This is a genomic window from Ponticaulis profundi (genome assembly GCF_042659465.1).
GTDB lineage: Bacteria > Pseudomonadota > Alphaproteobacteria > Caulobacterales > Hyphomonadaceae > Ponticaulis > Ponticaulis profundi.
This window is the reverse complement of the sequence record NZ_JBHSSW010000003.1, coordinates 261,722-284,115: the sequence shown is the minus strand read 5'-3', so window position 1 is coordinate 284,115 and position 22,394 is coordinate 261,722. Positions and strand designations below refer to the sequence as shown.

23 protein-coding genes and 1 tRNA gene are annotated in these 22,394 nt (G+C 57.0%); 13 read left to right on the top strand and 11 right to left on the bottom strand.

Translation table 11 applies throughout. The annotated features are described in order from the left end of the window. The 5 genes from ACFQDM_RS02970 to ACFQDM_RS02950 all read left to right on the top strand — a co-directional run bounded on the left by ACFQDM_RS02970 (nucleotide 1) and on the right by ACFQDM_RS02950 (nucleotide 4,814). Nucleotides 1-543 (top strand): DsbE family thiol:disulfide interchange protein, encoded by a 543-nt coding sequence (locus tag ACFQDM_RS02970; RefSeq protein WP_377375231.1) that lies wholly within the window; start codon nucleotides 1-3, stop codon nucleotides 541-543. Continuing rightward, the gene (locus ACFQDM_RS02965; RefSeq protein ID WP_377375228.1) at nucleotides 540-1,034 is read left to right on the top strand and encodes a cytochrome c-type biogenesis protein; all 495 of its coding nucleotides are present in this window, start codon (nucleotides 540-542) and stop codon (nucleotides 1,032-1,034) included. The genes ACFQDM_RS02970 and ACFQDM_RS02965 overlap by 4 nt, the downstream gene beginning before the upstream one ends. Continuing rightward, nucleotides 1,031-1,966 carry a c-type cytochrome biogenesis protein CcmI gene (gene ccmI / locus ACFQDM_RS02960; protein WP_377375225.1) on the top strand — a complete coding sequence of 312 codons (936 nt, stop codon included), beginning with the start codon at nucleotides 1,031-1,033 and terminating at the stop codon, nucleotides 1,964-1,966. The genes ACFQDM_RS02965 and ccmI overlap by 4 nt, the downstream gene beginning before the upstream one ends. 98 nt (nucleotides 1,967-2,064) lie before the next feature. Then, entirely contained in the window at nucleotides 2,065-4,227 is a 2,163-nt protein-coding gene (locus tag ACFQDM_RS02955; RefSeq protein WP_377375223.1) for a S46 family peptidase, read from the top strand. A gap of 92 nt (nucleotides 4,228-4,319) precedes the next feature. Next, the gene (locus ACFQDM_RS02950) at nucleotides 4,320-4,814 is read left to right on the top strand and encodes a MarR family winged helix-turn-helix transcriptional regulator (RefSeq protein WP_377375220.1); all 495 of its coding nucleotides are present in this window, start codon (nucleotides 4,320-4,322) and stop codon (nucleotides 4,812-4,814) included. 39 nt (nucleotides 4,815-4,853) lie between these two features. On the opposite strand, the gene proB is transcribed toward ACFQDM_RS02950, so the two are convergent. Beyond that, on the bottom strand, nucleotides 4,854-6,017 hold the full coding sequence (gene proB / locus ACFQDM_RS02945) for a glutamate 5-kinase (RefSeq protein WP_377375217.1): 1,164 nt from the start codon (nucleotides 6,015-6,017) through the stop codon (nucleotides 4,854-4,856). A gap of 202 nt (nucleotides 6,018-6,219) precedes the next feature. Between proB and proC the strand changes: the two genes are divergently transcribed. From proC to putP, 3 genes are all read left to right on the top strand, one after another. Further along, on the top strand, nucleotides 6,220-7,035 hold the full coding sequence (gene proC, locus ACFQDM_RS02940) for a pyrroline-5-carboxylate reductase (RefSeq protein WP_377375215.1): 816 nt from the start codon (nucleotides 6,220-6,222) through the stop codon (nucleotides 7,033-7,035). Between the two features lie 63 nt (nucleotides 7,036-7,098). Continuing rightward, nucleotides 7,099-8,364, top strand: coding sequence for a glutamate-5-semialdehyde dehydrogenase (locus ACFQDM_RS02935; RefSeq protein ID WP_377375213.1), 1,266 nt, complete (start codon nucleotides 7,099-7,101; stop codon nucleotides 8,362-8,364). Between the two features lie 82 nt (nucleotides 8,365-8,446). Further along, a complete protein-coding gene (gene putP / locus ACFQDM_RS02930; protein WP_377375211.1) occupies nucleotides 8,447-10,018 on the top strand; it encodes a sodium/proline symporter PutP in 1,572 nt (523 codons plus the stop codon). An 85-nt stretch (nucleotides 10,019-10,103) separates the two neighbouring features. Here the strand turns inward: putP and ACFQDM_RS02925 are convergent, their stop codons facing one another. Further along, complete coding sequence (locus ACFQDM_RS02925; RefSeq protein ID WP_377375208.1) at nucleotides 10,104-12,410, bottom strand: TonB-dependent receptor; 2,307 nt, start codon at nucleotides 12,408-12,410, stop codon at nucleotides 10,104-10,106. Nucleotides 12,411-12,736: 326 nt separating this feature from the next. Continuing rightward, entirely contained in the window at nucleotides 12,737-14,011 is a 1,275-nt protein-coding gene (locus ACFQDM_RS02920; protein ID WP_377375206.1) for a cytochrome P450, read from the bottom strand. Nucleotides 14,012-14,170: 159 nt separating this feature from the next. Here ACFQDM_RS02920 and ACFQDM_RS02915 point away from each other — a divergent pair, with 159 nt between their 5' ends. Then, nucleotides 14,171-14,347, top strand: a complete 177-nt coding sequence (locus ACFQDM_RS02915) for a rubredoxin (RefSeq protein ID WP_377375203.1) — start codon at nucleotides 14,171-14,173, stop codon at nucleotides 14,345-14,347. Between the two features lie 133 nt (nucleotides 14,348-14,480). Beyond that, complete coding sequence (locus ACFQDM_RS02910; protein ID WP_377375201.1) at nucleotides 14,481-15,098, top strand: TetR/AcrR family transcriptional regulator; 618 nt, start codon at nucleotides 14,481-14,483, stop codon at nucleotides 15,096-15,098. Nucleotides 15,099-15,104: 6 nt separating this feature from the next. On the opposite strand, the gene ACFQDM_RS02905 is transcribed toward ACFQDM_RS02910, so the two are convergent. Continuing rightward, nucleotides 15,105-16,154 (bottom strand): phosphotransferase, encoded by a 1,050-nt coding sequence (locus ACFQDM_RS02905; RefSeq protein ID WP_377375198.1) that lies wholly within the window; start codon nucleotides 16,152-16,154, stop codon nucleotides 15,105-15,107. 95 nt (nucleotides 16,155-16,249) lie between these two features. Between ACFQDM_RS02905 and ACFQDM_RS02900 the strand changes: the two genes are divergently transcribed. Then, nucleotides 16,250-16,939, top strand: coding sequence for a cytochrome b/b6 domain-containing protein (locus ACFQDM_RS02900; RefSeq protein WP_377375196.1), 690 nt, complete (start codon nucleotides 16,250-16,252; stop codon nucleotides 16,937-16,939). Here the strand turns inward: ACFQDM_RS02900 and ACFQDM_RS02895 are convergent. From ACFQDM_RS02895 to ACFQDM_RS02885, 3 genes are all read right to left on the bottom strand, one after another. Then, nucleotides 16,936-17,445 carry a c-type cytochrome gene (locus ACFQDM_RS02895; protein WP_377375193.1) on the bottom strand — a complete coding sequence of 170 codons (510 nt, stop codon included), beginning with the start codon at nucleotides 17,443-17,445 and terminating at the stop codon, nucleotides 16,936-16,938. The two genes, ACFQDM_RS02900 and ACFQDM_RS02895, sit on opposite strands and share 4 nt — an antisense overlap. A 112-nt stretch (nucleotides 17,446-17,557) precedes the next feature. Then, nucleotides 17,558-18,013: a zinc-binding dehydrogenase gene (locus tag ACFQDM_RS02890; RefSeq protein WP_377375191.1), complete on the bottom strand. Its 456-nt coding sequence runs from the start codon at nucleotides 18,011-18,013 to the stop codon at nucleotides 17,558-17,560. After that, on the bottom strand, nucleotides 17,898-18,251 hold the full coding sequence (locus ACFQDM_RS02885) for an alcohol dehydrogenase catalytic domain-containing protein (RefSeq protein ID WP_377375396.1): 354 nt from the start codon (nucleotides 18,249-18,251) through the stop codon (nucleotides 17,898-17,900). The genes ACFQDM_RS02890 and ACFQDM_RS02885 overlap by 116 nt, the downstream gene beginning before the upstream one ends. On the opposite strand from ACFQDM_RS02885, the gene ACFQDM_RS02880 reads away from it, so the two are divergent. Then, nucleotides 18,159-18,389: a hypothetical protein gene (locus ACFQDM_RS02880; RefSeq protein WP_377375402.1), complete on the top strand. Its 231-nt coding sequence runs from the start codon at nucleotides 18,159-18,161 to the stop codon at nucleotides 18,387-18,389. The two genes, ACFQDM_RS02885 and ACFQDM_RS02880, sit on opposite strands and share 93 nt — an antisense overlap. A gap of 73 nt (nucleotides 18,390-18,462) precedes the next feature. Here the strand turns inward: ACFQDM_RS02880 and ACFQDM_RS02875 are convergent, their stop codons facing one another. Further along, on the bottom strand, nucleotides 18,463-19,500 hold the full coding sequence (locus tag ACFQDM_RS02875; RefSeq protein ID WP_377375188.1) for a hypothetical protein: 1,038 nt from the start codon (nucleotides 19,498-19,500) through the stop codon (nucleotides 18,463-18,465). Between the two features lie 164 nt (nucleotides 19,501-19,664). Here ACFQDM_RS02875 and ACFQDM_RS02870 point away from each other — a divergent pair, with 164 nt between their 5' ends. Continuing rightward, the gene (locus ACFQDM_RS02870; RefSeq protein WP_377375186.1) at nucleotides 19,665-20,846 is read left to right on the top strand and encodes a M20 aminoacylase family protein; all 1,182 of its coding nucleotides are present in this window, start codon (nucleotides 19,665-19,667) and stop codon (nucleotides 20,844-20,846) included. A gap of 3 nt (nucleotides 20,847-20,849) precedes the next feature. Here ACFQDM_RS02870 and ACFQDM_RS02865 read toward each other — a convergent pair whose 3' ends face one another. From ACFQDM_RS02865 to ACFQDM_RS02855, 3 genes are all read right to left on the bottom strand, one after another. Beyond that, the gene (locus ACFQDM_RS02865) at nucleotides 20,850-21,569 is read right to left on the bottom strand and encodes a hypothetical protein (RefSeq protein ID WP_377375183.1); all 720 of its coding nucleotides are present in this window, start codon (nucleotides 21,567-21,569) and stop codon (nucleotides 20,850-20,852) included. 206 nt (nucleotides 21,570-21,775) lie between these two features. Continuing rightward, nucleotides 21,776-21,860: transfer RNA gene (locus tag ACFQDM_RS02860), tRNA-Leu, on the bottom strand. A 212-nt stretch (nucleotides 21,861-22,072) separates the two neighbouring features. Beyond that, on the bottom strand, nucleotides 22,073-22,393 hold the full coding sequence (locus ACFQDM_RS02855) for a hypothetical protein (RefSeq protein ID WP_377375180.1): 321 nt from the start codon (nucleotides 22,391-22,393) through the stop codon (nucleotides 22,073-22,075). Nucleotide 22,394 lies beyond the last annotated feature (1 nt).

Below are 22,394 nucleotides of genomic sequence, written 5' to 3'. Positions count from 1 at the left end.
ATGAAGTCCATCTCCTGGAAAGCGCTTCTCCCTCTGATCGTCTTTGGCGGACTGGTTGCAATCTTTGCCATCGGTCTGACGCTGAAACCACATGACCTGCCGTCTCAGTTCATCGACAAGCCATTGCCTGCCTTCGAACTCGAAAGCGTGTATGAAGACCAGCCCCCCCTCAGATCCGAAGAGCTGAAAGGCGAGATCACGCTGCTCAATGTCTTCGGCTCCTGGTGCGTTGCCTGTCTCGTCGAGCACCCTTTCCTGATGGAGCTGAAAGCCACCGAAGACATTCACATTGTCGGCCTCGACTGGCGCGATACGCGCGAAGATGCGCTGCAATGGCTGGATCGGCACGGCAATCCATATGACCAGATCGGCTTTGACGCCTATAGCGAGGTCGCCATTGATCTCGGTGTGACCGGCGCGCCGGAAACCTATCTCATCGATCCGAACGGTCAGATCCGTTACAAATATGTCGGTCCCATTACCGAAGACGTCTGGATGGACACTTTCCTGCCGATCATTCGCAAGGTGGAGGCCGAAGGATGAGCCGCCTGTTCCAAGCCCTTGCGATGACCGCATGTCTCTTTTGCGCCGCTCCGGCGCTTGCCCAGAGCGACCCTCAGCTGAGTGATGAGGCCGTAAAGGAGCGCACGGAAACCATCTCTAAAACGCTTCGCTGTGTGATTTGCCAGAACCAGTCGATTGCCGACTCCAACTCCACACTCGCTGAGGACATGCGCAATCTGGTGGAGCGCCGGGTGCGTCTTGGCGATAGTGATGAGGAAGTGCGCGACTACATGCAGGCGCGCTATGGCGATTTCGTGCTGATGAAACCGCCTGTGCAATGGAACACCTATCTGCTCTGGTTTGGCCCGCTATTGCTCGTCGGACTGGGCGGCATATGGTACATTCTGACCCTCAGAAGCGCGCAAAAGGCACAGGCCGCAAAAGCGGGCGATGATGAGCTCTCTGCAGAAGAAGAAGCCCGTCTTGCCGCCCTCCTCTCCGACACTTCGGATGAAAGCCCGAAATCATGATCTGGATTCTGCTTCTGATCCTCACCGCACTTGCGGTTCTGTTTGTCCTGCCTTCGCTTCAGAAGCCTGCCGAAGTGGATGCGCGGGCCATTCTGGAACGCGAACTTGCAGCCAGCAAATCCCAGCTCGCGCAAATTGAAGACGAAATTGCCTCCGGTTTTCATGATGAGGAAAGCGCAGCGCGGGCCAAACGCGCCATGCAGCGCCGGGTTCTGAAACTCGGCACGCGCCTCGACGCTGCCATTGCCGGTGAGGAAGCAGCCCTCAGCCCCATGGTGAAATGGGGCGTGCCAGCGCTGATCGCCATTGGCGCCATCGGTCTTTATGCTGTGATCGGCGCACCGAATTATCGCAATCAGGCGCCAGAGCAGATCGTCATTCCTGAAGAGATGCAGAACATGCCGCTCGATCAGCTGGCGGTGATGCTGGAAACCAAGCTGCAGGAAGCAGAGAACCCGGAACCGATCGGCTATGTTGTCCTCGCACGGGCCAAACTCGGTCTGCGCGATGTTGACGGTGCGATTGCCGCCTATGAGACAGCGCTCGAAGCATCGAATGGTGATCCGCGCATTGAATCTGAACTGGCACAGGCCCGCGCCCTGAAAGCGCAGATAGACGCTGGAACAGCCGCGCCGATTGCGCCTCAGCTCGATCAGGGCCAGGTCGAAGCCATGCAGGACATGTCACCTGAAGACCGCCAGCAGGTTATCCGCGGCATGGTCGACGGCCTCGCCTCCAGGCTCGACGAAAACCCGGACGATTTGCAGGGCTGGCTACGCCTGATCCGGGCGCGAACCGTGCTCGCAGAGTATGATCAGGCCAGCGCAGATCTTGCTCGTGCACGCGACGCCTTTGCGGGCAATCCCGACGCCCAGGCTGCATTTGATCGCTTGGAAATCGAGCTGAATTCTGCCAAAAGCGTTACACCATAATGCAACAGGACGATTTGATTGCTATTTTAGGCAGGTTTAGGTCGTTATCCCTGTTGACAGGACAGCATTGAAATATTTTTCTAGTAATGGAGTTTTGTATGAAACGAGCACTGCTTGCTTCGGCTGCTTTCCTAGCCTTCGCCAGCCCGTCTCATGCCAAGGAGGGTATGTACACACCAGATCAGTTGCCAGAGATCGCTGAAGACCTGCAAGCGACAGGTCTCGAGCTCGATCCGCAAAGCCTGACTGATCTGACATCGTTTCCGATGGGCGCAGTGATATCACTCGGCGGCTGCACAGCTTCATTTGTTTCCCCTGAAGGTCTGGTTGTCACGAACCATCACTGCGCCCGCGGTTCCGTGCAGTACAATTCCACTGAAGAGAAAAACTATCTGGAAGATGGCTTCCTCGCCGCAACCAAAGGCGAAGAGCTGAAAGCGGCTCCAGGCTCGCGCGTCTATGTCACCGTCGACGTGAAAGATGTCACCGACACCATCACCAGCGACCTTGGCGATCTGACAGGCAAGGCGCGCTATGACGCGATCGACCTGTCTGAAAAAGAGCTCATCGCAGAATGTGAGGCCGAAGGCCCTTATCGCTGCCAGGTCGGCGCTTTCTTTGGTGGCATGCAATACAAGCTGATCAAGCGCCTCGAAATCCGCGACGTCCGTCTGGTCTACGCCCCGGGCGACAATATCGGCAAATATGGCGGCGACATCGACAACTGGATGTGGCCACGTCACACGGGCGACTTCTCTTTCTATCGCGCCTATGTCGGCCCGGATGGCAAACCGGCTGACTATTCCGAAGACAACATCCCATTCCAGCCTGAGCACTATCTGAAAGTGTCTGCTGGCGGCCTGGAAGAAGGTGATTTCGTCATGGCGGCGGGCTATCCCGGCTCGACCAACCGTTATGAGCGCCTGAAAGAAGTCGAATACGTCTTTGACTGGTATTACCCGACCTGGGTCGAGACACGTCAGGACTGGATCGACACGATCATCGACACCGCGCCGGAAGGCTCGGACATGCGCATCAAGTATGAGTCTCGCCTTGCGGGTCTCAACAACTATGTGAAGAACCGCGCTGGTCAGCTGGAAGGCGCCCGCCGCGTCGGCCTGAAAGATCTGCGCGCAGAGCGTGAAGCGGCGCTCGATGCGTGGATTGCCGAAGACGACTCCCGCGCCGCCTATGGCGAAGCCATTGCGCAGCTCGATGCCCTCACCGAACAATCTGCCGATGCGAACAAGAAACGCTTCTGGTATGCAGGCGCCACCACACCGGCCCTGCTGGATGCAGCTCAGCGCCTCTATCGCCTCTCCGTCGAGCAGGAGAAGCCGGATGCTGAACGCGAATCCGGTTATCAGGAACGCGACCTGACCTTCATCCGTCAGCGTCTCGAAGCTCTGGACCGACGCTATGATCCAACCGTCGACAAGGCGGAATGGATGCTCTTCCTTGAGAAATACATGGCAGCGCCAGAGGCCTACCGTGTTGCGGCTCTGGACGAAGCACTGGGCCTTGGTGAGACCTTCAACGAGGACGAGATCTCTGCCAGGCTCGACGCCTATTATGCGGGCACCACACTCGGCGATACCGAGACCCGTGTCGGCCTGATCGATGCAGACAAGGCTGAGCTCGAAGCCCTCGACGATCCATTCATGCAGCTCGCCATTGCGCTGTTCGAAACGGAAATGGCGATGGAAGCCGAAGCCAAGGAACGCGCAGGCCAGATGGGAGAGCTTCGCTCAGCCTATATGGAAGCGATCATTGGCTGGCAGAAATCCAATGGCGTGACGACCTATCCGGATGCGAACTCCACGCTGCGTGTCACCTATGGCACTGTCATGGGCGGTTCGCCAAAAGACGGTCTGATCTATACGCCATTCACATCCCTCGAAGGCATCACCGAGAAGGATTCCGGCGTCGAACCGTTCAACGCACCACAGGCGCAGCTCGATCTGATCGACGAACAAGCCTATGGCGATTATGCGCTTGAAAGCCTCGGCTCCGTTCCGGTGAACTTCCTCTCCGACCTCGACTCCACAGGCGGCAATTCCGGCTCTCCGACTCTGAACGGCAAGGGCGAGCTGGTTGGCCTGCTCTTCGACGGCACGCTGGAGAGTGTGAACGCTGACTGGCACTTTGACCCCAAAACAACCCGGACCATTCACGTGGACTCCCGCTACATGCTCTGGGTGATGGAAAAAGTCTCCGGCGCTGACAATCTGATCGAAGAAATGACGATCGTCAGCGAATAAGACGAAAGAATATCACGGAAATGGCCCGCAATCGCGGGCCATTTTGCATTTCAGCACTTCGCATTTGCCAATTTTCTTCCTAATTAGAAAACATGTCGACTTATCTGGATGTTCTCATCGCGCTCCGCCGCATCATGCGCGCAATTGATTTGCACTCTAAGCAGCTGGTGCGTGTCAGCGGCCTCACAGCCCCCCAATTGCTGGTCCTGAAAGAGGTCCAGCTGCTGGGTCACGCCAAGCCATCCATTGTTGCGAAGAACGTCCACCTGTCCCAGGCAACAGTCACCAGCATTATCGACCGACTGGAGCGTGCAGGCCTGATCCGCCGCGAACGCAGCCAGAAGGACCGCCGCGCCGTCGACCTCACCCTCACCGAGGAAGGCGAACGCAAACTGAAGGACGCGCCAGACCTCTTGCAGGCCGACTTCATCAAACGGTTTGAAAAGCTGGAGGACTGGGAACGCTCTCTCCTGCTGTCATCCATTCAGCGGGTCGCAGGCATGATGGACGCAGGCGATCTCGACGTTGCCCCTATTCTGGAGATCGGGGATCTGAAGCCCGAAGAAGAACAGCACGACTTTCATTAGCCGTGCTGTCCTCGAAATTTGCAATGTCAGAGCACCCGATTAGTGGTGCTGTGTGACGTCCATTTTATCATCCAATGGCTGATCCCACGGCAGGTGGTGCTCTTCCAGAATGATCAGATTCTTCTGGTTGATGATGACCTCACTGGCCTGATAACCGAGTGTCTCTGACACTGGAATATCCGGATAGCTCGCCATCAGCAGCGCTTCTTTCGAACCATAGTTCGTCAGGCCGCGCGCAATCTCATGACCTTCTTCGTCATAGATGTGCAGCACGTCACCTTTGTTGAAGTCACCTTGCAATGTCAGAATGTCGGAAGAGCGTACACCGATATCCTTGCGCAGGATGGCGCGAGCGGCCGCTTCCTTCACCGTGACACTGCCTGCCATTTGCAGACGGTCGGTGAGCCAGACTTTCCAGGACGAATCCGGGTTCGGCTGAGCGACACATTCCGTGCTGCGACGATCGCCTGTCAGAATGGCTGTGATCGGGCTCTCGATCTCGCCCTTGCCGATCAGCGTCGTACAACCGGAGTTCTGCGCCATATTGGCCGCCTGCATCTTGGTCAGCATACCGCCCGACCCGAGCGAACTCGTGGATTTTGTCACGTCGAGATAAGCGCCGACATCGTCGACTTTCTCAACGAATTGCGCGCCCTCTTCTTCCGGGTTGCGGTCATACAAGCCATCGATACTGGTCAGGATCAGCAGCTGGCTTGCTTCCAGCATCTGAGCCACTTTCGCAGCAAGACGGTCATTGTCACCCACGCGAATTTCTTCGGTGGTGACAGTGTCATTCTCGTTCACGATCGGCAGGATACCGCGCTCAAGCAGGCGCATGATCGTGTTACGGGTGTTGAGGAAGCGACGACGGTTCTCGAGATCGTCCAGCGTCACCAGGACCTGGGCAATATCGAAACCATACTCATTCGCGACCTGTTTATAGACGTTGAGCAACAGAGGTTGACCGCAAGCAGCTGCAGCCTGCTTCTCCTGAACGCCGGCCGTCGCGGGGTCGCTACCCAGCGCACCAAGTCCGAGCGCTACAGAGCCAGACGACGTCAAAACCACTTCCTTGCCTTCTTTACGCAAGGCGGCAATGTCGCCCAACAGTCCGTGGATGAATGCATAAGCAGGGGTGAGATGCTCTTCATTGACGAGCAAGCTAGAGCCTACTTTTACAACGAGGCGATTATCTGAGACCAAATCAAGCTCCTCTTTTGGTTCGAGGACGAAGTAATGAAACCGAATACACTTCTCAAGGGTTAAAACAGTAACAAGTTCCATTTCTGGCGCGTTTTTCACGTTATTTTGCGAAAAACCCAAGGAATCCGGCGCGGGAAATGGAAAGCCCTTGAATATTTTGACCACTAACTATATCAGCCGCATGTTAGCAAAGGAAACACATATGACTGACTCCCAAACCACTGAAGCCATCGGCATTCAGCGCGCCGTCATGTTCGGCTGCGGAAACATGGGCCAGGCCCTGATTTCCGGTTGGGTTGAGTCCCCGCTTGTCAGCTTTTCGATTGTCGACCCAATGGAACCATCGCTTGATATTGAAGCGCGTGTTGTCGGCAGTACGGACGATCTGTCCGATACGGAATTCAATCTCGTTATCATTGCTGTCAAACCACAACTCATTCCAACCGTGATGGAAGAGTCCGGCGACATGATCCGCAAGGCGGACCTCGTTCTGTCCATCGCGGCAGGCGTTTCCCTGGAAACGCTGGAAAAGCACATCGGCGACCTGCCGATTGTCCGCATGATGCCAAACCTGCCGGCTGCCGTCGGTAAAGGCATGAGCGGCCTCTATGCCAATGACAAATGTTCGGACAAGGACAAGTCCCTGATCACCGACATGGCAAGCCGTAATGGCGAGCTCGTCTGGCTTCAGGAAGAAGACCAGATTGACCGCTTCACCGCGATTGCAGGCAGTGGCCCAGGCTATATTTTCGAATTCCTGCGTCTCTACACCATGGCAGCGATGGAACAGGGCTTTTCGGAAGAAGATGCCCGCAAACTGGCCATCGCAACGGTTGCCGGGACAACGGAAATGGCCGCTCAGAGCGATAAATCACTCGATGATCTGCGCTCGTCCGTGACCAGCAAGAACGGCACGACGCAGGCAGGTCTCGAACAATTCATGCGGAATGACGAGCTGAAAACGCTGCTCTCAGACACGGTCGCAGCCGCCTATAAGCGCGCTGTCGAACTGCGCTGAGGTGACACGCGCCCGAACAGCCGTCATCATCCCAACAGAACACAGACGATAAGGCAGACCCAGATGAGTACGCCCGAACAAAAAATTCAAAGCTATGTCGAGGATCTCGGACGCAAGGCGAAAGCCGCAGCCGCCTCACTCGCCATTGCATCGACCGATCAGAAGAACAAAGCGCTTGTGAAAGCGGCAGCTGCCCTGCGCGCCGCAACAGACGAGCTGGTGGCCGCGAACGAAAAAGACGTCGCTGCCGCAAAGGAAGCTGGCAAGCCCGACTCCTTCATTGACCGCCTCATGCTGAACGCGGACCGCGTCGAAGGCATGGCATCCGCGCTTGAAGAAATTGCCGAACTGCCAGACCCGGTTGGTCGCAAGCTTGCCGAGTTCAACCGTCCGAACGGTCTGAAAATCGAACGCGTTGCCGTGCCAATTGGCGTGATCGGCATGATTTATGAATCCCGCCCGAATGTGGGTTCGGACGCCAGCGCGCTTTGCCTGAAATCCGGCAATGCCGTCATTCTGCGCGGCGGTTCTGACAGCAAGCTGTCTTCTGAAGTGATCGTCCGCTGCCTTGGTGAAGCTCTGGAGGCCGCAGGTCTGCCAGCCAATGCCGTGCAAACCGTCGGCATTTCCGACCGCCAGGCGGTTGCTGCTCTGCTTCAGTGTGATGAGTATGTCGATCTGGTCATTCCACGCGGTGGTCGCGGCCTTGTCGAACTCGTCCGTGATCAGGCGAAGGTGCCGACCCTTCTTCACCTTGATGGCAACTGCCACATCTACATTCACGAGTCCGCGAAGCTGGAACAGTCCGTCGACATCATCCGCAACGCAAAACTGCGCCGGACCGGCGTATGCGGCGCGACAGAGAGCCTGGTCATTGACCGCGCCGTCGCCAAGGAAGTCATTCCGATGATCGCTGATAAAATGCCGGATTGCGAAATCCGCGGCGACAAGGAAGCCTGCGAAATTGATCCACGTCTGAAACCGGCGAGCGAAGAAGACTTCGGCACCGAGTATCTGGACGCCATCATGTCGATCAAGATTGTCGATGGTGTGGATGAAGCGATTGCCCATGTGCAAAAGCATTCCTCACACCACACAGACTCCATCATGACCGAAGATCAGGCGGTCGCCGATCGTTTCCAGAAGGAAATCGACTCCGCCATTGTCATGCATAACGCCTCCACCCAGTTTGCCGACGGCGGCGAGTTTGGTATGGGCGCCGAGATCGGCATTGCGACCGGCAAGATGCATGCACGTGGTCCTGTGGGGCTCGAGCAGCTGACCACCTTCAAGTATCTGGTCCATGGTAACGGCCAGACGCGACCATAAAAATACGACGCCGCGCCGGTTTACTGGCGCGGCCTTACTTTGAACCCGAAAGTCGAAACAGAAAGAGGCATAATAGAGCTATATGACGATCAATGTATTCGAAATGATATCTCTCGGTGCGTATTTCGTACTGATGATGGCGATCGGGCTATACGCCTATAAGGAATCCACCAGCGACGTTTCGGAATACATGCTCGGCGGCCGCAAGCTTCACCCAGCGGTCGGCGCTCTTTCTGCCGGTGCATCAGACATGTCCGGCTGGATGCTGATGGGTCTGCCTGGCGCTGTCTATCTCAGCGGCCTCGGATCGGCCTGGATCGCGGTCGGCCTGACCATTGGCGCCTATCTCAACTATCGCTTCGTCGCTCCGCGCCTGCGTATCTACACAGAGATTGCCAGCGACTCGATCACCATTCCCGACTTTTTCGAAAACCGTTTCCACGACAAATCACACATTCTGCGCGCCATTTCGGCCATTGTGATCATCGTCTTTTTCACCGTCTACACCTCTGCCGGCATTGTTTCCGGCGGCAAGCTGTTCGCCGAGAGCTTCGGCATGAACTATCAGATCGGCCTCTTCGTAACGGCCGGCGTTGTGCTTGCCTATACCGTGGTTGGCGGCTTTCTGGCGGTATCCCTGACAGACTTCGTCCAGGGCTGCATCATGTTCCTGGCGCTGATCCTCGTACCGATTGTCTGCTATTTCCACTTCAATGGCAGCATTGATGCGATCACCGACACGGTCGCCACGGCGCCGCCATTTGTTGACATTGACGACACGACGGGTCCGAGCCGCGAAGGCTTCTTCAACTGGTTCGACGATATGACGACCATTGGCTTCCTGTCGCTCATGGCCTGGGGCCTTGGCTATTTCGGACAGCCACACATCATCGTTCGTTTCATGGCGATCCGCACGCTGAAAGACGTCGCCACAGCACGCTATATCGGTATGAGCTGGATGCTCTTCACCGTTATTGGCGCGGTTCTGGTCGGTATTGTTGGCGTCGCTTACGTCAATGAAAATGGTCTTCAGGAAAGCCTGCGCGACAATGAGACAATCTTCATTCTCCTGTCGCAGACGCTGTTCCACCCGCTGATCTCCGGCTTCCTGCTGGCAGCCATTCTGGCAGCGATCATGTCGACGATTTCGTCCCAGCTTCTGGTCTCGTCCAGCTCGCTGACGGAAGACATCTACAAGACCTTCTTCAACAAGGATGCACCACAGGCCCTGCTCGTGACGATTGGCCGTCTGGCCACGGTGGGTGTGTCCGTCGTTGCCATCGCTCTCGCATGGAACCCGGACAGCTCCATTCTGGGCCTCGTCTCGAACGCCTGGGCTGGCTTCGGCTCTGCCTTTGGTCCGCTCGTCGTACTGGCGCTCTTCTGGAAGGGCTACACACGCGATGGCGCCCTGGCATCCATGATCGTCGGCGCCGTCACCGTGCTTGTCTGGCTCTATGTACCACTGCTTGATGGCGAGCCGCTGGAATCGCTGATTTACGCGATGATCCCAGGCTTCATCTTCTCCACGATTGCTGGCGTGGTTGTCAGCCTCGTGACCAAGAAACCATCCGAGCTCACCATGTCAGAGTTCGACACGATGGAAGCCAAGATGAACGAAGTTCACGGCAAGGGAATTGGCTCGATCATCTGATCCGGCCAGCACCGCAGACAAAAAGAAGGGGCGTGAGAAACTCACACCCCTTTTTCAACGCGTCCACGTTCGTGGCGGCGTGCGCCTAGAACATCTTCCGCAGCATCAGGCCATAAGTCCGCGGCGCACCCATATAGGCGTTGCGGTCTGTGCCCTGCAGCGGCGTGTTGAAATGCTGGCTGACATAGGTCTCATCCGTAGCATTGCGGACAAAGGCTGAGATCGACATATCCATATCCTCGAAATTGAGGCCCAGATTGGCGTTGACGAGCGTCACGGCCTCCTGGGTCAGATTGCTCGCCGTGTTGGTGAAGACATCGTCTGTGTATTGCACCTGTGCGAGGCCGGTCAGCGCCAGACCCGGCTTGATCGGATAATCGAGGTTCAGCGAGATGTTTGCCGCCAGCTCTGGCGCAACGGCAAAGCGTCGTCCGGAAATGCCGCCAAGCTCTGGCTGGTTCGGATCACCTTCTCCAAGGATCGGGTCATCGCCATACTCAGCTGTCTCCAGCCAGGTGGCCGATGCATTGAGGATCAGGAAATCATTCAGCGCAAAAGTCTGCTCGATTTCAGCACCCGACACCGTGCCTTCCGGTGAGTTCACGATGGAGAACAACAGGCCGAGGAACTGAGCAATCTGCAGGTCCTGAACATCATTGTAGAAGAAGGCGACATTGGTCCGCGCTGCGCCGTCCATCCAGTCGATCTTTGCACCGATCTCATAAGCGTCGATGGTTTCTGCCTTGAAGGAAGGATCTGCCGCCTGCGCCAGCGTGCCCGCCGCGTTCTGGTCCAGATTAATGCCGCCAGCCTTATAACCGCGGTTATAGCTCGCATAGAACATCATGTCGGTGTTCGGGCGATACTGAACGCTCACCGTGCCGGTGAAGGCGTCATCAGAGAAGGACTGGTCATAGCTCGGTCCCGGCGAAATACCGAGCAGAGCCAGCGGGTCCATCAGGCTGTGATAATAGTCATTGTAGAAGAAGCCTGTCTTCTCATCATCGGAATACCGCGCACCAAGGATCAGATTCCACTGATCGTTCAGAGCAAAATCCCAGTGTGTGAACAGAGCGATGGATTCAGACGTTCCACCCATGATCTCAGCTGCAACGAGGCCTTCTGAGGCATCCGAGAAGCCTGCCGGAATGCCTTCAGCGCCCAGCACCACATCCCAGAAGGTCTGCCCCTGCGCACCCCAGAAGATGTCGCGCGTCATGTTGAGATCTTCATCGGAATAATATGCGCCCAGCACATAGTTCGCATTGACCGAGCCTGTGAGCTCACCGGAAAAGGTCAGTTCCTGAGAGAAGAATTCGGAATTGAACGTCTCATCCAGAATCAGAACATCTGCGCCCGAGAAGTCGCCATCCTGCGTCTGGAACACATCATACTCGCGAACAGCCGTCACCGATTTCAGCGTGCCGCCCCAGACATCCCAGTCCACCTGAAGCGTCAGGCCTTCATCGTCGACCTTGTTCGGTGTTGCGGTGCTGACCACGGCTTCGAAATCGCCCGGATCATCTGAAGGCGGGATCAGGCCATTCTGAACGGTCAGCAGATCCACAAACCCCTGAAGCGGGCCGTCAAAGCTATCGGTTGTGCCATAACAGCAATTGTCATCCTGGCTGGCGACATCTGCAATCAGGCGAACGGACAGGTCCGTTGTCGGCTCCCATAGCAGCTGCGCCTTGATGCCATCGCGCTGGCTGTCATTCAGCGTGCCGCCATTGGGATTGTCGAAAAAGCCATCGGCTTCGTCATAAATGCCCGCCACACGCAGAGCGAGATTATCCGCCAGCGGCATGTTCACGCCAGCCTTCAACGTATGCGCCGCATAATTGCCAAAGCTCGCTTCGAAGAAACCGTTATACTCGCCAATCGTCGGCTTGGTCGACGACAGCAGCAAGGCACCTGCCGACGTGTTCTTGCCGAAGAGCGTGCCTTGCGGGCCACGCAGAACCTGCAGGTTTTCAATGTCGAGGAAGTTGGAAAGCGCCTGACCGGACCGCGTGCGATAGACGCCGTCAATAAAGACCCCAACCGCGCCTTCAAAGGTCCGGGCATTACCCGTCGTACCGATACCGCGGATCTGGATGTTACTGGATGAGGCCGAGAAGTTCGTCTTGCGGAACGAGATGCTCGGCGTCAGCAGAGAGATGTTCTCGACGTTAGAGATGCGCAGTTCTGCAATCGTTTCGGAATCCGCCGCCGTTACGGCCAATGGCACATCCTGAATGCTTTCATCACGGCGCTGCGCGGTGACGGTCACAGTGTTGAGCTTGCGTGCGCTCTCTTCTGGCTGAGCCTCCTGCGCGCCCGCTGGCAGACCAGAAAGCACAGCAAGACTTGCCGCTCCCGCCAGCAGGCGGAGCGTGTTCGTTACACTCATATTTTCCTCCCAATTATATCTTTTGCCGATCCGTGTGGGGACAGATCAGGACGCTAATTGGGCAACCAACAAACAGAGGGTCAAGCTTGGAGTTGGATAGAATTCGATGTTTTCATCGATGTGTTGCAAGTAAGTCGCACGGCTTAAATTCAGTTAAACGTGTATATCGACCGCAACGGCAGCATGCCTCTGGTTGAAAATCATGAAATTGTATTCTGAATACTGTTTTTACTGCGTATATGGCGGTGTTTTCACCGATACGAGCCCCAGACGTGCAGCAACGCGAAAGTCCCCCCCGGAACCTTCGCGTTGCCTCCCCTCCCCGATCAGTTGACGGAAAAGCGCACAGGAACGGACTTTGGTCCGCAGACAAAACTGGCAGCCATTCGCGTCGGCGCGCCATTAAGTTCAAGGGTTTTCAGCTTTGGCAAGAGCTCCTCCCAAAGAACCCGCATTTCCATGCGCGCAAGATGCTGACCGAGACAAATATGGGCACCATAGCCAAATGCGACGTGCCGGTTTGGCGACCGCTCCGGGCGGAATTCAAATGGATCGTCAAACACCGCTTCATCACGATTGCCCGATGGATAGGCCAGATAGAGATAATCATCCTTGGCAATTTTCTGTCCGGCAATCTCGGTGTCGGCGGTTGCCGTCCGAAGGAAGTGCTTCACCGGCGTTTCCCAGCGAATAGACTCTTCGACAAAGCCAGGGATCAGGCTCGGGTCATCCTGCAGGCGCTTCAGCATGTCCGGAGATTTCGCCAGCTCGATCATGGCGCTCGCAGTGGTCGCCGATGTCGTGTCATGGCCCGCCGTTGCGGCGATGATGTAATAGCCCATGGCCTCCTGAAACCCGATCGGCAATCCGTCAATCTCGGCATTGGCGATGATGGTCGCCAGATCATTCTGCGGGTCCTTGCGGCGCTCTTCGGAAATGGTCGAGAAATAATTGTGGAAGTCAGCCACCACAGCGCCGGTGATCGCTGCCGATTCCTCTGCCGTCATGTCTGCGCTGCCTTCCCGGTTCAGATCGGGGTCCGCGGCGCCAAACAATTCCTGGGTCAGTTTCAGCATGCGCGGCTCATCAGCCTCCGGCACACCGATCACTTCCATGACCACATGCAGCGGATAGTAGAAGGCAATGTCGCGCGCGAAATCACATTCGCCTTCGGTTGCCAGCATCTTGTCGACAAAGGAGCGTGCAATCTCGCGAATACGGTCTTCCAGTTTTTTCAGGCTTTGCGGCATGAACCAGGACTGGGTCAGCATGCGGTGCTTGAAGTGATCCGGATTGTCCATCTGAACCAGAGAGCGAACGATGTGCGGTGAACCGCCCGTCATCTGCTTGATGAATTCCTCTGTCGCCAAAGGCATAAGCGTTGGCGTGCGATCGCCCGCATGAAACAGCTCATTCTGCTTTTCGATCGCCTGAATGTCCGCAAAGCGCGTGACAACCCAGAACTCGCCATAGCCTTCGGGGCTGGCTTTTGCGAGCGGTGCATCACGGCGCAGGTCGCGATACAGCTCATGAATGGGGTCCCAGGCGGCAAAAGCCCGTGGGTCGGCGATCAGGTTCGCTTGTTCCTGTGAAATCTTCATGTTTTCCTCCCGTCCAGTCCCTGCTGCCTGCCCGCCTTACCCGGACCAGCTTGTCGCATGGACACCAGAACAACTTACTTGTTATGCATTCAACCAATATAATCAATAGAGATTGATTGGCCCAAAATGTCGCGGGCCCGAACAATTGGGAGGCTGAAAATGGCGATGGATTTCAAAACCTGGCAGTGCCGCACATGCGGTTATGTCTATAACGAAGCCGAAGGCGAACCACTGGAAGGTCTGGAGCCTGGCACACGCTGGGTCGACATTCCGGATGACTGGGTCTGCCCGCTCTGTGGCACGCCGAAAAGCGACTTTGACATGGTCGAAGTTTAGGAAAACCGGCTGAATCCCCGGCAGTCCGGGGGCCGGGCTGGTCATAGAACCGGTTTGAAGCTAGAGCCGTTTTCAAAATATCCTGAACTGGTCTAGGCTTGCTCCGCACCAGAATCGCAAAAATGAGAAAACGTTGACGACGAAAACCGCCACACGTATGCGCCAGGAAGAGCGCCGCAAGCTATCAACGAAAAAGCTGATCAAAGCTTGTCTGGAACTCGCCGACGAGTTTGGCATGTCCGCCGTCACCTTCGAAGCCATTGGCCAGAAGGCGGGCTATAGCCGAGGGCTGGCCTCTCAGAAATTCGGCTCCAAAGCTGGCCTGATGCGCGCGGTGATCAACCAGCTGCATGAGGAAGTCGCCCGCGCCCGCGCGGATGCCCACCATGAGGGCATGACGGGCCTCGAAGCGCTGGAAGTCTTCGTCCATGTGCACCTGAACTCGCTTCTGAAATCCAGCGCCAACCGCGCCTATTTCGTTCTGTTCTGCTCCGCCATCGCAGAGAAATCAGAAATGCGCGAGCTGTTCGCCGAATCCCATGACCGGTCCAAAGCCGAGCTCATGGAGCTGTTCAGCCGGGGCGTCGAAGACGGTTCGGTGCGCAAGGATATCGATGTCGAACAGGCTGCGCTTCTGACGGGCAGCCAGCTGATCGGGATTTCCACCCAGTCGCTGGCTGATCCGAATTTTGATCTGGAACGGATCGAGACCGCTTTTGTCAGCCTGATCCGAACCAGCTACGCCGCCTGAGCGCGCTCAGATACAGGCAACGCTGTCGAGCTCAAGTGCCTGATAGCCCGGGCGTTCAGCCATCACCGCGAACATCTCATCGCCGCGCTCGGTGCGCTGGACAAGCATGCTCGACATGACCGCCATCACCCAGCCGGACAAGGCCTGACGGCGATAATCCTGCCAGAGCGTTTCTTCGTCAGGTGACAGACCATAGTCGCGCAATCCTGCGAAATAACCATCGACCAGACCGCGCTCTGCCTCTGATCGTTCTTTCCGGTCCACCAGGCTGGTGCCGATCAGATACGCAATGTCCGTCATCGGATTGCCAGCCGCGAGCGTTTGCCAGTCCAGCAGAATGGGACGCCCGTCCGCACCGCCAAACAGCACATTGTCGATGCGCATATCGCCATGGACCAGCGTGTAGTGAGATGGCTCGCGGCGCGCATAGGCTTCAAACCGTTTGGCGAAATCATCACCCATCTCCAGAAGCACCGGATCAAGGCGTCCTTCATAGCGTTTGCGAAACTCCGGCCAGAACATCGCATAGAGCTGGATGCGCTGTTCAATCACCTCTTCTGACGTGCCGGTCAGCGGGTTCTCCAGAATGAGCGGCTTGTCGAAAAAAGGCGCATGCAGATGCACGGCCTCCCTGATCGTTGCCCGCACATCCGAAACACTCGCCCCGGCCAGCTGGTCTCCCTGCTCGGCAGGGGCGCAGTCTTCCAGCAGCAAGGCGAAATCACCGGTCTCTTCATCATATCGACCGCCAAAGCATTGCGGACATCTGACCTGCGTCTCCTCGCGCAGTTGCAGATACCAGGCAATTTCCTTGGCATAGAGACCGTGATCCTTGCCTGTCTGGCGACTGGTCGGATCGGTGCTTGGACATTTGACGACAATGCTCTTCGGTCCGTCTCCGTCGCGCCAGCTGAGCAGGCCGCGATAGCTCGCCGCCACCTGTCCTGTCCCGACCGGTTTCCACGACATGGCCTCCAGCGATTCTTCCGACTTTCCGAGCGCACGCGCGACCCATCCAGCAGAGACGCCGGGGCCGTCTTCTGTGACAATTTGCATTATATTTCCTCCCTTTGGCGAAGTTTACGAAATGCGCGGCTGATGACAATCTATCTTTGAAGTGACAGGGGATCGGACGAAGGAGGTCATTTGACATGACAGAAGAAAGCGGCCTTGCGGCCCCGAAGGAAAAAGTCTCGGTCTGGGACGGCGTCACACGTATCTGGCACTGGCTGACAGCCATTCTCATCGTCGCCATGTGGTTCACAGCCGACGGCCCGACCATGAACATTCACATCACGCTCGGCATCGTGCTCGTCGGCCTGCTTGTCTTCCGCATCAGCTGGGGAATCTGGGGCAGCTCGACGGCACGCTTTTCAAATTTCGTGAAGGGTCCCGGCGCGATCATCTCCTATCTGAAGAAGCTGAAAGACCCGAACTACAAAGCCAGCATCGGGCACAACCCGCTGGGCGCGCTCTCCGTTCTGGCACTCATGGCGCTGATCGCCGCCCAGCTCGGCACAGGTCTGTTCGCAACCGACACGGATGGCATGAATTCCGGCCCGCTCGCACGCTTCATCGACTATGACACCAGCCGCGCTCTGATTGATGTGCATGAGCTCATCTTCCGCGGCATTCAGGCAATGGTCGTCCTGCACCTTGTGGCGATCGCATTTTATCTGGTCGTGAAGAAGACCAACCTGGCCCGCGCCATGGTCACAGGCAAGCTGCCTGCGGAACAGACAGATGCAACAAAGGCCGAACTCAAAAAGCCCGGCCCCGTCGCACTGGTGATCAGTCTGGTGATTGGAGCAGGCGTCTCCGCTCTGCTCTTCAATCTTTAATCGTCTTCACGGAAATCATCATGGCAAGACCCACAGGTCTTGCCAACATTTCCAAAGGCCGCGGAAATCGCTGCCGCGTCACCGGATTCACCGGCAGCGCCAAGCTCTGTCACAGCGGCCTGGAAGTCAGAAATCTTGCCTTGAAACGCTTCAGGCTCTTCCCAGATCGCCGGCAGCGCTTCGGTGTCTGTGCCTGTTTCCGGGCCGGAGCCTTCCGGGAACCAGTTTGGCAGATCGTCCGCCAGCACTTCGACTTCATCAATCGCAGCCAGAGCCGCATCAGATGCAGCATTGCCCGCATCCATATTGTCCTTGATGGTCTTGAAGTTGCGGCCGAGCGACTTGAAGCCCTCTTCACGCGCTTCAGCGGCTTCCACCATTGCCGGATCGGCATCAACCGCCGCTGTTTCAGCGCCGTCACCTGACCCGCCACAGGCAGCCAGAATCATCATGCTCGTTGGGAGTACCAGACCGGCAAAAACACCGGCTTTCCACGAAGCTTTCATATCAGTTTAGTCCCTCTCCTAGCGTCACGTGCTGAATTAAGTCTAAGCCTAATTTGAAGTTCCATGCCAGACGGGAAATTTCACGAAAGAGTGTAGGAAAGCCGACAAAAGTCTAGTTTTTGTCCGGTATCAGCACAACTTTCACACATGTCCCAGCGTGCTGGTCATGTATGGCCTGATTGATCTGACTGAGCGGATACGTCTTGACCAGTTTATCAAATGGCAGCTTGCCCGCTTTGTAATAGCCAATCAGTTCCGGCAGGAATTCGTCCGGATCGCTATCGCCTTCAATGATGCCGCGGATCGACTGACCAAAAGTCATCACATTGTTCACCTCACCCGGCAAAGGCGTGCCTGGCGGGCTGATCCCCACCAGTCCGAGCGTGGCTTTGGACCCCAGTGACGCCAGAGCCGACGCCTGCACCGCTGGAACGCCAGAAGTATCAAACGCATTATCGACCCCGAGCGGAACGATCTCGCGCACGGCTTCGGAGAAGCACTTGCCCTCTTCCGGTGCGATGGTGTGCGTCGCGCCAAAGTCTTCTGCCAGCTTGCGGCGCTCTGCCATTGGCTCGACCAGAATGATCTGAGCACACTCGCGGATTTTCGCAGCCATCACAGGCCCCGCAGGAGCGGAAGGTGATCAGAACCTTGTCACCCGGCGCGACCTTTGAAACCTTCGCGCCGACAGAGACAACCTCTCCAGATCCCTCATGGCCGAGCACCGCTGGGAACGGATAATCCTCCATTGCGCCCGATGCGAAAACGAGATCCGTGTGACACAGGCCAACGCCTTCAATCCGCACAAGGATTTCTTCCTCGCGCGGACCATCAACTTCTATCTCTTCAAAACGGAATCCCGCTTCGCCTTTATAGGCAATTGCCGCCTGAGCTTTCATGGCGCGCCTCCCTCTCCTATCGAACCTTCACTTGCTGCCAGCTGACATGCAGTGAATTTATTTGTTGTTCGTATAGTTTTTGAGGCAGACCTTGCGCGCCGTCAACTGACTTTCGTCGCTAAGCCGTTACACGCGTCAATCTGCGCAGGTCGCCGACCGGACAAACCGCCAGACCAATGCCCCGCGCGGTCGTCGGATCGGTCAGCGACTGGAAGCCATAATAATAGAAATACAGCTGATCTCCCGCCACCACGAGGCGGTTGGCCGCCACGCCATAGCTGTCCCATGCGCCTTCCGGGCCAGTTTCGAAAATCGGCTCCTCATAGAGGTGATACCAGTCGAGTGCATTGTCGGAGTCTGCAGCCGCCACGGCGCGCTTATGATCCTTGTCCGTGGCCGTATAGATCATCAGGAAGCGACGCCCACCAAGAAGCGGGTTCGGCAGAATCTGGCGCGTTACCAGCCCGCCCTCATCGAAACCGCGTACGCCATCTGCCCAGTTCAGCTCACCTGCGCCGTCCCATGTCCGGCCATCTGTCGAGACTGCGACGCGCGTATGGAAATAGCCAAGATCAAGCGTGGGTGCCGTGTACTGCATGACATAGCGCTGCCCGTCATGAATGACATTCGGCCAGGAGGCATACATGTCGTCTGCCGGGAAATCGATCAGCGCGCCATTGGCGAGCGCACCGGACACACGCTCCCAGTGGACACCGTCCTGACTGCGCGCAAGTCCCGGCCGCATGCCAAGCCCGGCGACCGGACCACCCAGAAATGCCGCCTTGTTTTCACGCGGCGTGGCATCACCGCCGAAATACCACATCAGCCACTCACCGGCCCCGCGCGTCACATCGGTCAGACCGACATGCACACTGTCAAAGGCAGCCGGGTCCGTGCTTGGCGCAAACACAGCGCCTTTCTCACAATCGCCATCCACGCGGGTCCAATGGATCCCATCCTCAGACCTCGCATGCGCGATATAACCGGTGCCCAGCGTTGCCGGGCCGCCAAAGGCGCGATCACGGCAATAATACCACATCCGCCACAGACCACTGATCACATCATGATCGACAATCGCGCCGCCAACCCGATAGGAATCACAGCGCGCTTCATCCGTGCTCGCTTTCAGGATCAGTCCCTGTTCTGACATGCTCATCTTATTGCATTCCCGGTTTGTTGGCGTCTCACCGGCAGCAGATACCAAGCGTCTCTATCGGGCGAGCGCGAGCGGGAAGGAACTTCGCCTGTCGAACAGACATTGCCTTTGCAGACGCAACAGCCGACAACAGAGACAGCCTCGCAGCAGACCGGAACGCCATCATGAAACTTCTCGACGACGCTCAGACGCTTTCCCCCTGGATGCAGGATATTCGCCGCGACATCCACAAACACCCCGAGCTTGGTTTTGAAGAACACCGCACGGCGGCCCTCGTGGAAAAAGAGCTCCGCGCGCTGGGGCTTGATGTCGAAACCGGGATTGGCGGAACGGGCATTGTCGCAACGCTGAAGCACGGCACGTCCAACCACGCGATTGGTCTGCGCGCTGATCTTGATGCTCTGCCGATGGATGAAAAATCCGGCAAGGATTACGCCTCCATCCATGAGGGCGTGTTTCATGGCTGCGGGCATGATGGCCACACCGCCATGTTGCTCGGCGCTGCGCGGGCTTTGGCGGCAAAACCTGAGTTTGACGGCATAGTGCATTTCATTTTTCAGCCTGCCGAAGAAAATCTCGGCGGCGCAAAAGCCATGATCGAGGATGGCCTGTTCAAGCGTTTCCCATGTGAGAACATTTTCGGCCTGCACAACTGGCCAGACCATGCGCTTGGCGAGTTTGGCGTGCGCCCCGGTCCGCAAATGGCGGCCTTTGCCACATTCGATATCGAGATCACAGGCAAGGGGGGTCACGCTGCTCTGCCCCACACCACCATCGACCCGGTCGTCATTGCCTCAGAGCTTGTTCAATCGCTTCAGACTATTGTCTCACGCGTGATTGACCCGGTCAGTCCGGCTGTTGTCTCGGTGACGCAGATCCATGGTGGCTCTGCCTATAATGTCATCCCGGATACGGTAAAGCTCGCCGGATGCTGCCGCTATTTCTCGGAAGCCGACGGCCAGACAATCGAAACCGAGATCCGTCGCCGCGCCGAAACGATCGCTGCCGCTGCGGGTGCCCGCGCGGACATTCGAATGAATGAGGTTTACACTGTGCTGGTAAATGACGCCGAACAGACCGACATCTGCGCATCTGTGGCGTCGGCACTGGTCGGCGCCGACAAGGTCGACGCGAACCGTCCGCCGATTATGGCGTCAGAGGACTTTGCCTTCATGCTGAAGGAGGTTCCGGGCTGTTATATTCTGATGGGAACCGGCGGTCCGGGACATGGCTGCATGGTCCACAATCCCGCCTATGATTTCAATGATGATGCGCTCGCCATCGGGGCCAGCTACTGGATCGAGCTCGTTCGCACCATCCTGCCTGCACAGCATAGCGCGCGCTGAGATCTAGTCCTTCATCTGGACATTTGCGAACGGATCGACCGGATCAGATGAAGATGAACTGTCGTCATCACCATCATCATCGTCGTCGCTGTCATCCCCGTCATTGTCTTCGTAATCATCGTCATACGTGTCATCAGCATCGTCGTCTGAGCGGTGTTTCGATGAGGCCTGAGATGACAGGGCAGCCGCTGCACCGCTGACCATGGCCTCGCTCAGCGCCTGTGAGCTGACCGTGTCACCGATTGCGACTTTAGTATTCCTGGATTCATTGGTCGCGATCTTCTCAATGATCTGCAGATTGCGCTCATAGAGCTGCAAGGCCACATCCGTCGACAGATCGTGATTGCGCGAAAACTCGCAGAGGCGATAGAGCAGCTCGCGCGTTTGCAGAACGCCCGGTGTCCGGCCTGATAGCTCCTGTTCCTGGCTTTCCTCGCCTTCACTGCCCGCTTCAGCGCCGCTCCCGATATTCACCAGATTGAGGGCGAAGCCACCATTCTCACCAAAATCAAAAGCGGCATCCGGCATGGGTTGTGCGCAGATATACACCTGCTGTCCCGGCGTGGTAACAATGGTTTCCCGCATGGAAGACGTGCCGGAATAAACCGTGGATGTCGTCAGCGGGGCCGACTTCAGTTCCGGCTCACGAACGCTTGCACATGCGCCCACCAGAAGCGGCGCGGCAAGCACACTCAGAAAAAGACCACGAAACCCTGACCGCATATGCGCCAACCCCATCCAAAGACTGGGACCAGTGAAGCAGCTCTCTTTTGAGATATGATTAAAAACGCTTGAGATTTCAGCGCTAATTTCAAGCAGCCGAGATGGATGTGAAATGGTGCGGCACGAGTTACCGAACTCGAACGCACCAACAGCCATGAGCGCGACCCATCGCGAAAACGAAGTTGGAGCGGGTGGTCAGAAGAAAATGGTGCCCCTGGCCCGACTCGAACGGGCACTTCCGAAGAAAACGGATTTTGAATCCGTCGCGTCTACCAATTCCGCCACAGGGGCACGGAAAGAGCCTTGCTAAATGGCAAAGTCCGCCGCGTCGGTCAATGCAAATTGCGATGCATTCCGTTCAGACAGGACATTCAAACGGTACCGAGACCGCGAAAGACACAGACAGGCATCTGATATTGTCAGAAACAGGGGAAAGCGCCCAATCGATCAGAGCGCAGATATGCGGCAGGGCGCAGCATCTGCGCCCTCACCTGTCGCGAAGTCTAGCCGTCGACCGTCCAGCCACGTGCTGTGCGGCGTGCTTCCAGAACCGGCTCGCTCTGAGCAGCCTGGCGTTCAGCCGCTTTCTTTGCTTTCGACATGCGCCCGCGTACACCGCGATACGCGCCAAAGCGCAGCAGCATGGCAACAAAGGCAATCAGCAGGCCAACAATCGCCGTCGCAACGGCAACCACACCTGCCGCCATCAGCACCAGGGCGCCGACCGCGAAAGCTGCCATCAGCGCGAAGACGCGCTTGATCGAACCGAGTAGACCTTGACCTTGGCCAGTACCGAACTGACCGGAAAGTTGTGCATGTACCATT

What these genes read in the sequence shown, in the direction of transcription:
- ACFQDM_RS02970 (WP_377375231.1), top strand. Translation starts at nt 1, where the DNA reads ATGAAGTCCATCTCCTGGAAAGCGCTTCTCCCTCTGATCGTCTTTGGC.
- ACFQDM_RS02965 (WP_377375228.1), top strand. Translation starts at nt 540, where the DNA reads ATGAGCCGCCTGTTCCAAGCCCTTGCGATGACCGCATGTCTCTTTTGC.
- ccmI (WP_377375225.1), top strand. Translation starts at nt 1,031, where the DNA reads ATGATCTGGATTCTGCTTCTGATCCTCACCGCACTTGCGGTTCTGTTT.
- ACFQDM_RS02955 (WP_377375223.1), top strand. Translation starts at nt 2,065, where the DNA reads ATGAAACGAGCACTGCTTGCTTCGGCTGCTTTCCTAGCCTTCGCCAGC.
- ACFQDM_RS02950 (WP_377375220.1), top strand. Translation starts at nt 4,320, where the DNA reads ATGTCGACTTATCTGGATGTTCTCATCGCGCTCCGCCGCATCATGCGC.
- proC (WP_377375215.1), top strand. Translation starts at nt 6,220, where the DNA reads ATGACTGACTCCCAAACCACTGAAGCCATCGGCATTCAGCGCGCCGTC.
- ACFQDM_RS02935 (WP_377375213.1), top strand. Translation starts at nt 7,099, where the DNA reads ATGAGTACGCCCGAACAAAAAATTCAAAGCTATGTCGAGGATCTCGGA.
- putP (WP_377375211.1), top strand. Translation starts at nt 8,447, where the DNA reads ATGACGATCAATGTATTCGAAATGATATCTCTCGGTGCGTATTTCGTA.
- ACFQDM_RS02925 (WP_377375208.1), bottom strand. Translation starts at nt 12,410, where the DNA reads ATGAGTGTAACGAACACGCTCCGCCTGCTGGCGGGAGCGGCAAGTCTT.
- ACFQDM_RS02920 (WP_377375206.1), bottom strand. Translation starts at nt 14,011, where the DNA reads ATGAAGATTTCACAGGAACAAGCGAACCTGATCGCCGACCCACGGGCT.
- ACFQDM_RS02915 (WP_377375203.1), top strand. Translation starts at nt 14,171, where the DNA reads ATGGCGATGGATTTCAAAACCTGGCAGTGCCGCACATGCGGTTATGTC.
- ACFQDM_RS02905 (WP_377375198.1), bottom strand. Translation starts at nt 16,154, where the DNA reads ATGCAAATTGTCACAGAAGACGGCCCCGGCGTCTCTGCTGGATGGGTC.
- ACFQDM_RS02900 (WP_377375196.1), top strand. Translation starts at nt 16,250, where the DNA reads ATGACAGAAGAAAGCGGCCTTGCGGCCCCGAAGGAAAAAGTCTCGGTC.
- ACFQDM_RS02895 (WP_377375193.1), bottom strand. Translation starts at nt 17,445, where the DNA reads ATGAAAGCTTCGTGGAAAGCCGGTGTTTTTGCCGGTCTGGTACTCCCA.
- ACFQDM_RS02890 (WP_377375191.1), bottom strand. Translation starts at nt 18,013, where the DNA reads ATGGCAGAGCGCCGCAAGCTGGCAGAAGACTTTGGCGCGACGCACACC.
- ACFQDM_RS02880 (WP_377375402.1), top strand. Translation starts at nt 18,159, where the DNA reads ATGGCCGAGCACCGCTGGGAACGGATAATCCTCCATTGCGCCCGATGC.
- ACFQDM_RS02875 (WP_377375188.1), bottom strand. Translation starts at nt 19,500, where the DNA reads ATGAGCATGTCAGAACAGGGACTGATCCTGAAAGCGAGCACGGATGAA.
- ACFQDM_RS02870 (WP_377375186.1), top strand. Translation starts at nt 19,665, where the DNA reads ATGAAACTTCTCGACGACGCTCAGACGCTTTCCCCCTGGATGCAGGAT.
- ACFQDM_RS02865 (WP_377375183.1), bottom strand. Translation starts at nt 21,569, where the DNA reads ATGCGGTCAGGGTTTCGTGGTCTTTTTCTGAGTGTGCTTGCCGCGCCG.
- ACFQDM_RS02855 (WP_377375180.1), bottom strand. Translation starts at nt 22,393, where the DNA reads ATGGTACATGCACAACTTTCCGGTCAGTTCGGTACTGGCCAAGGTCAA.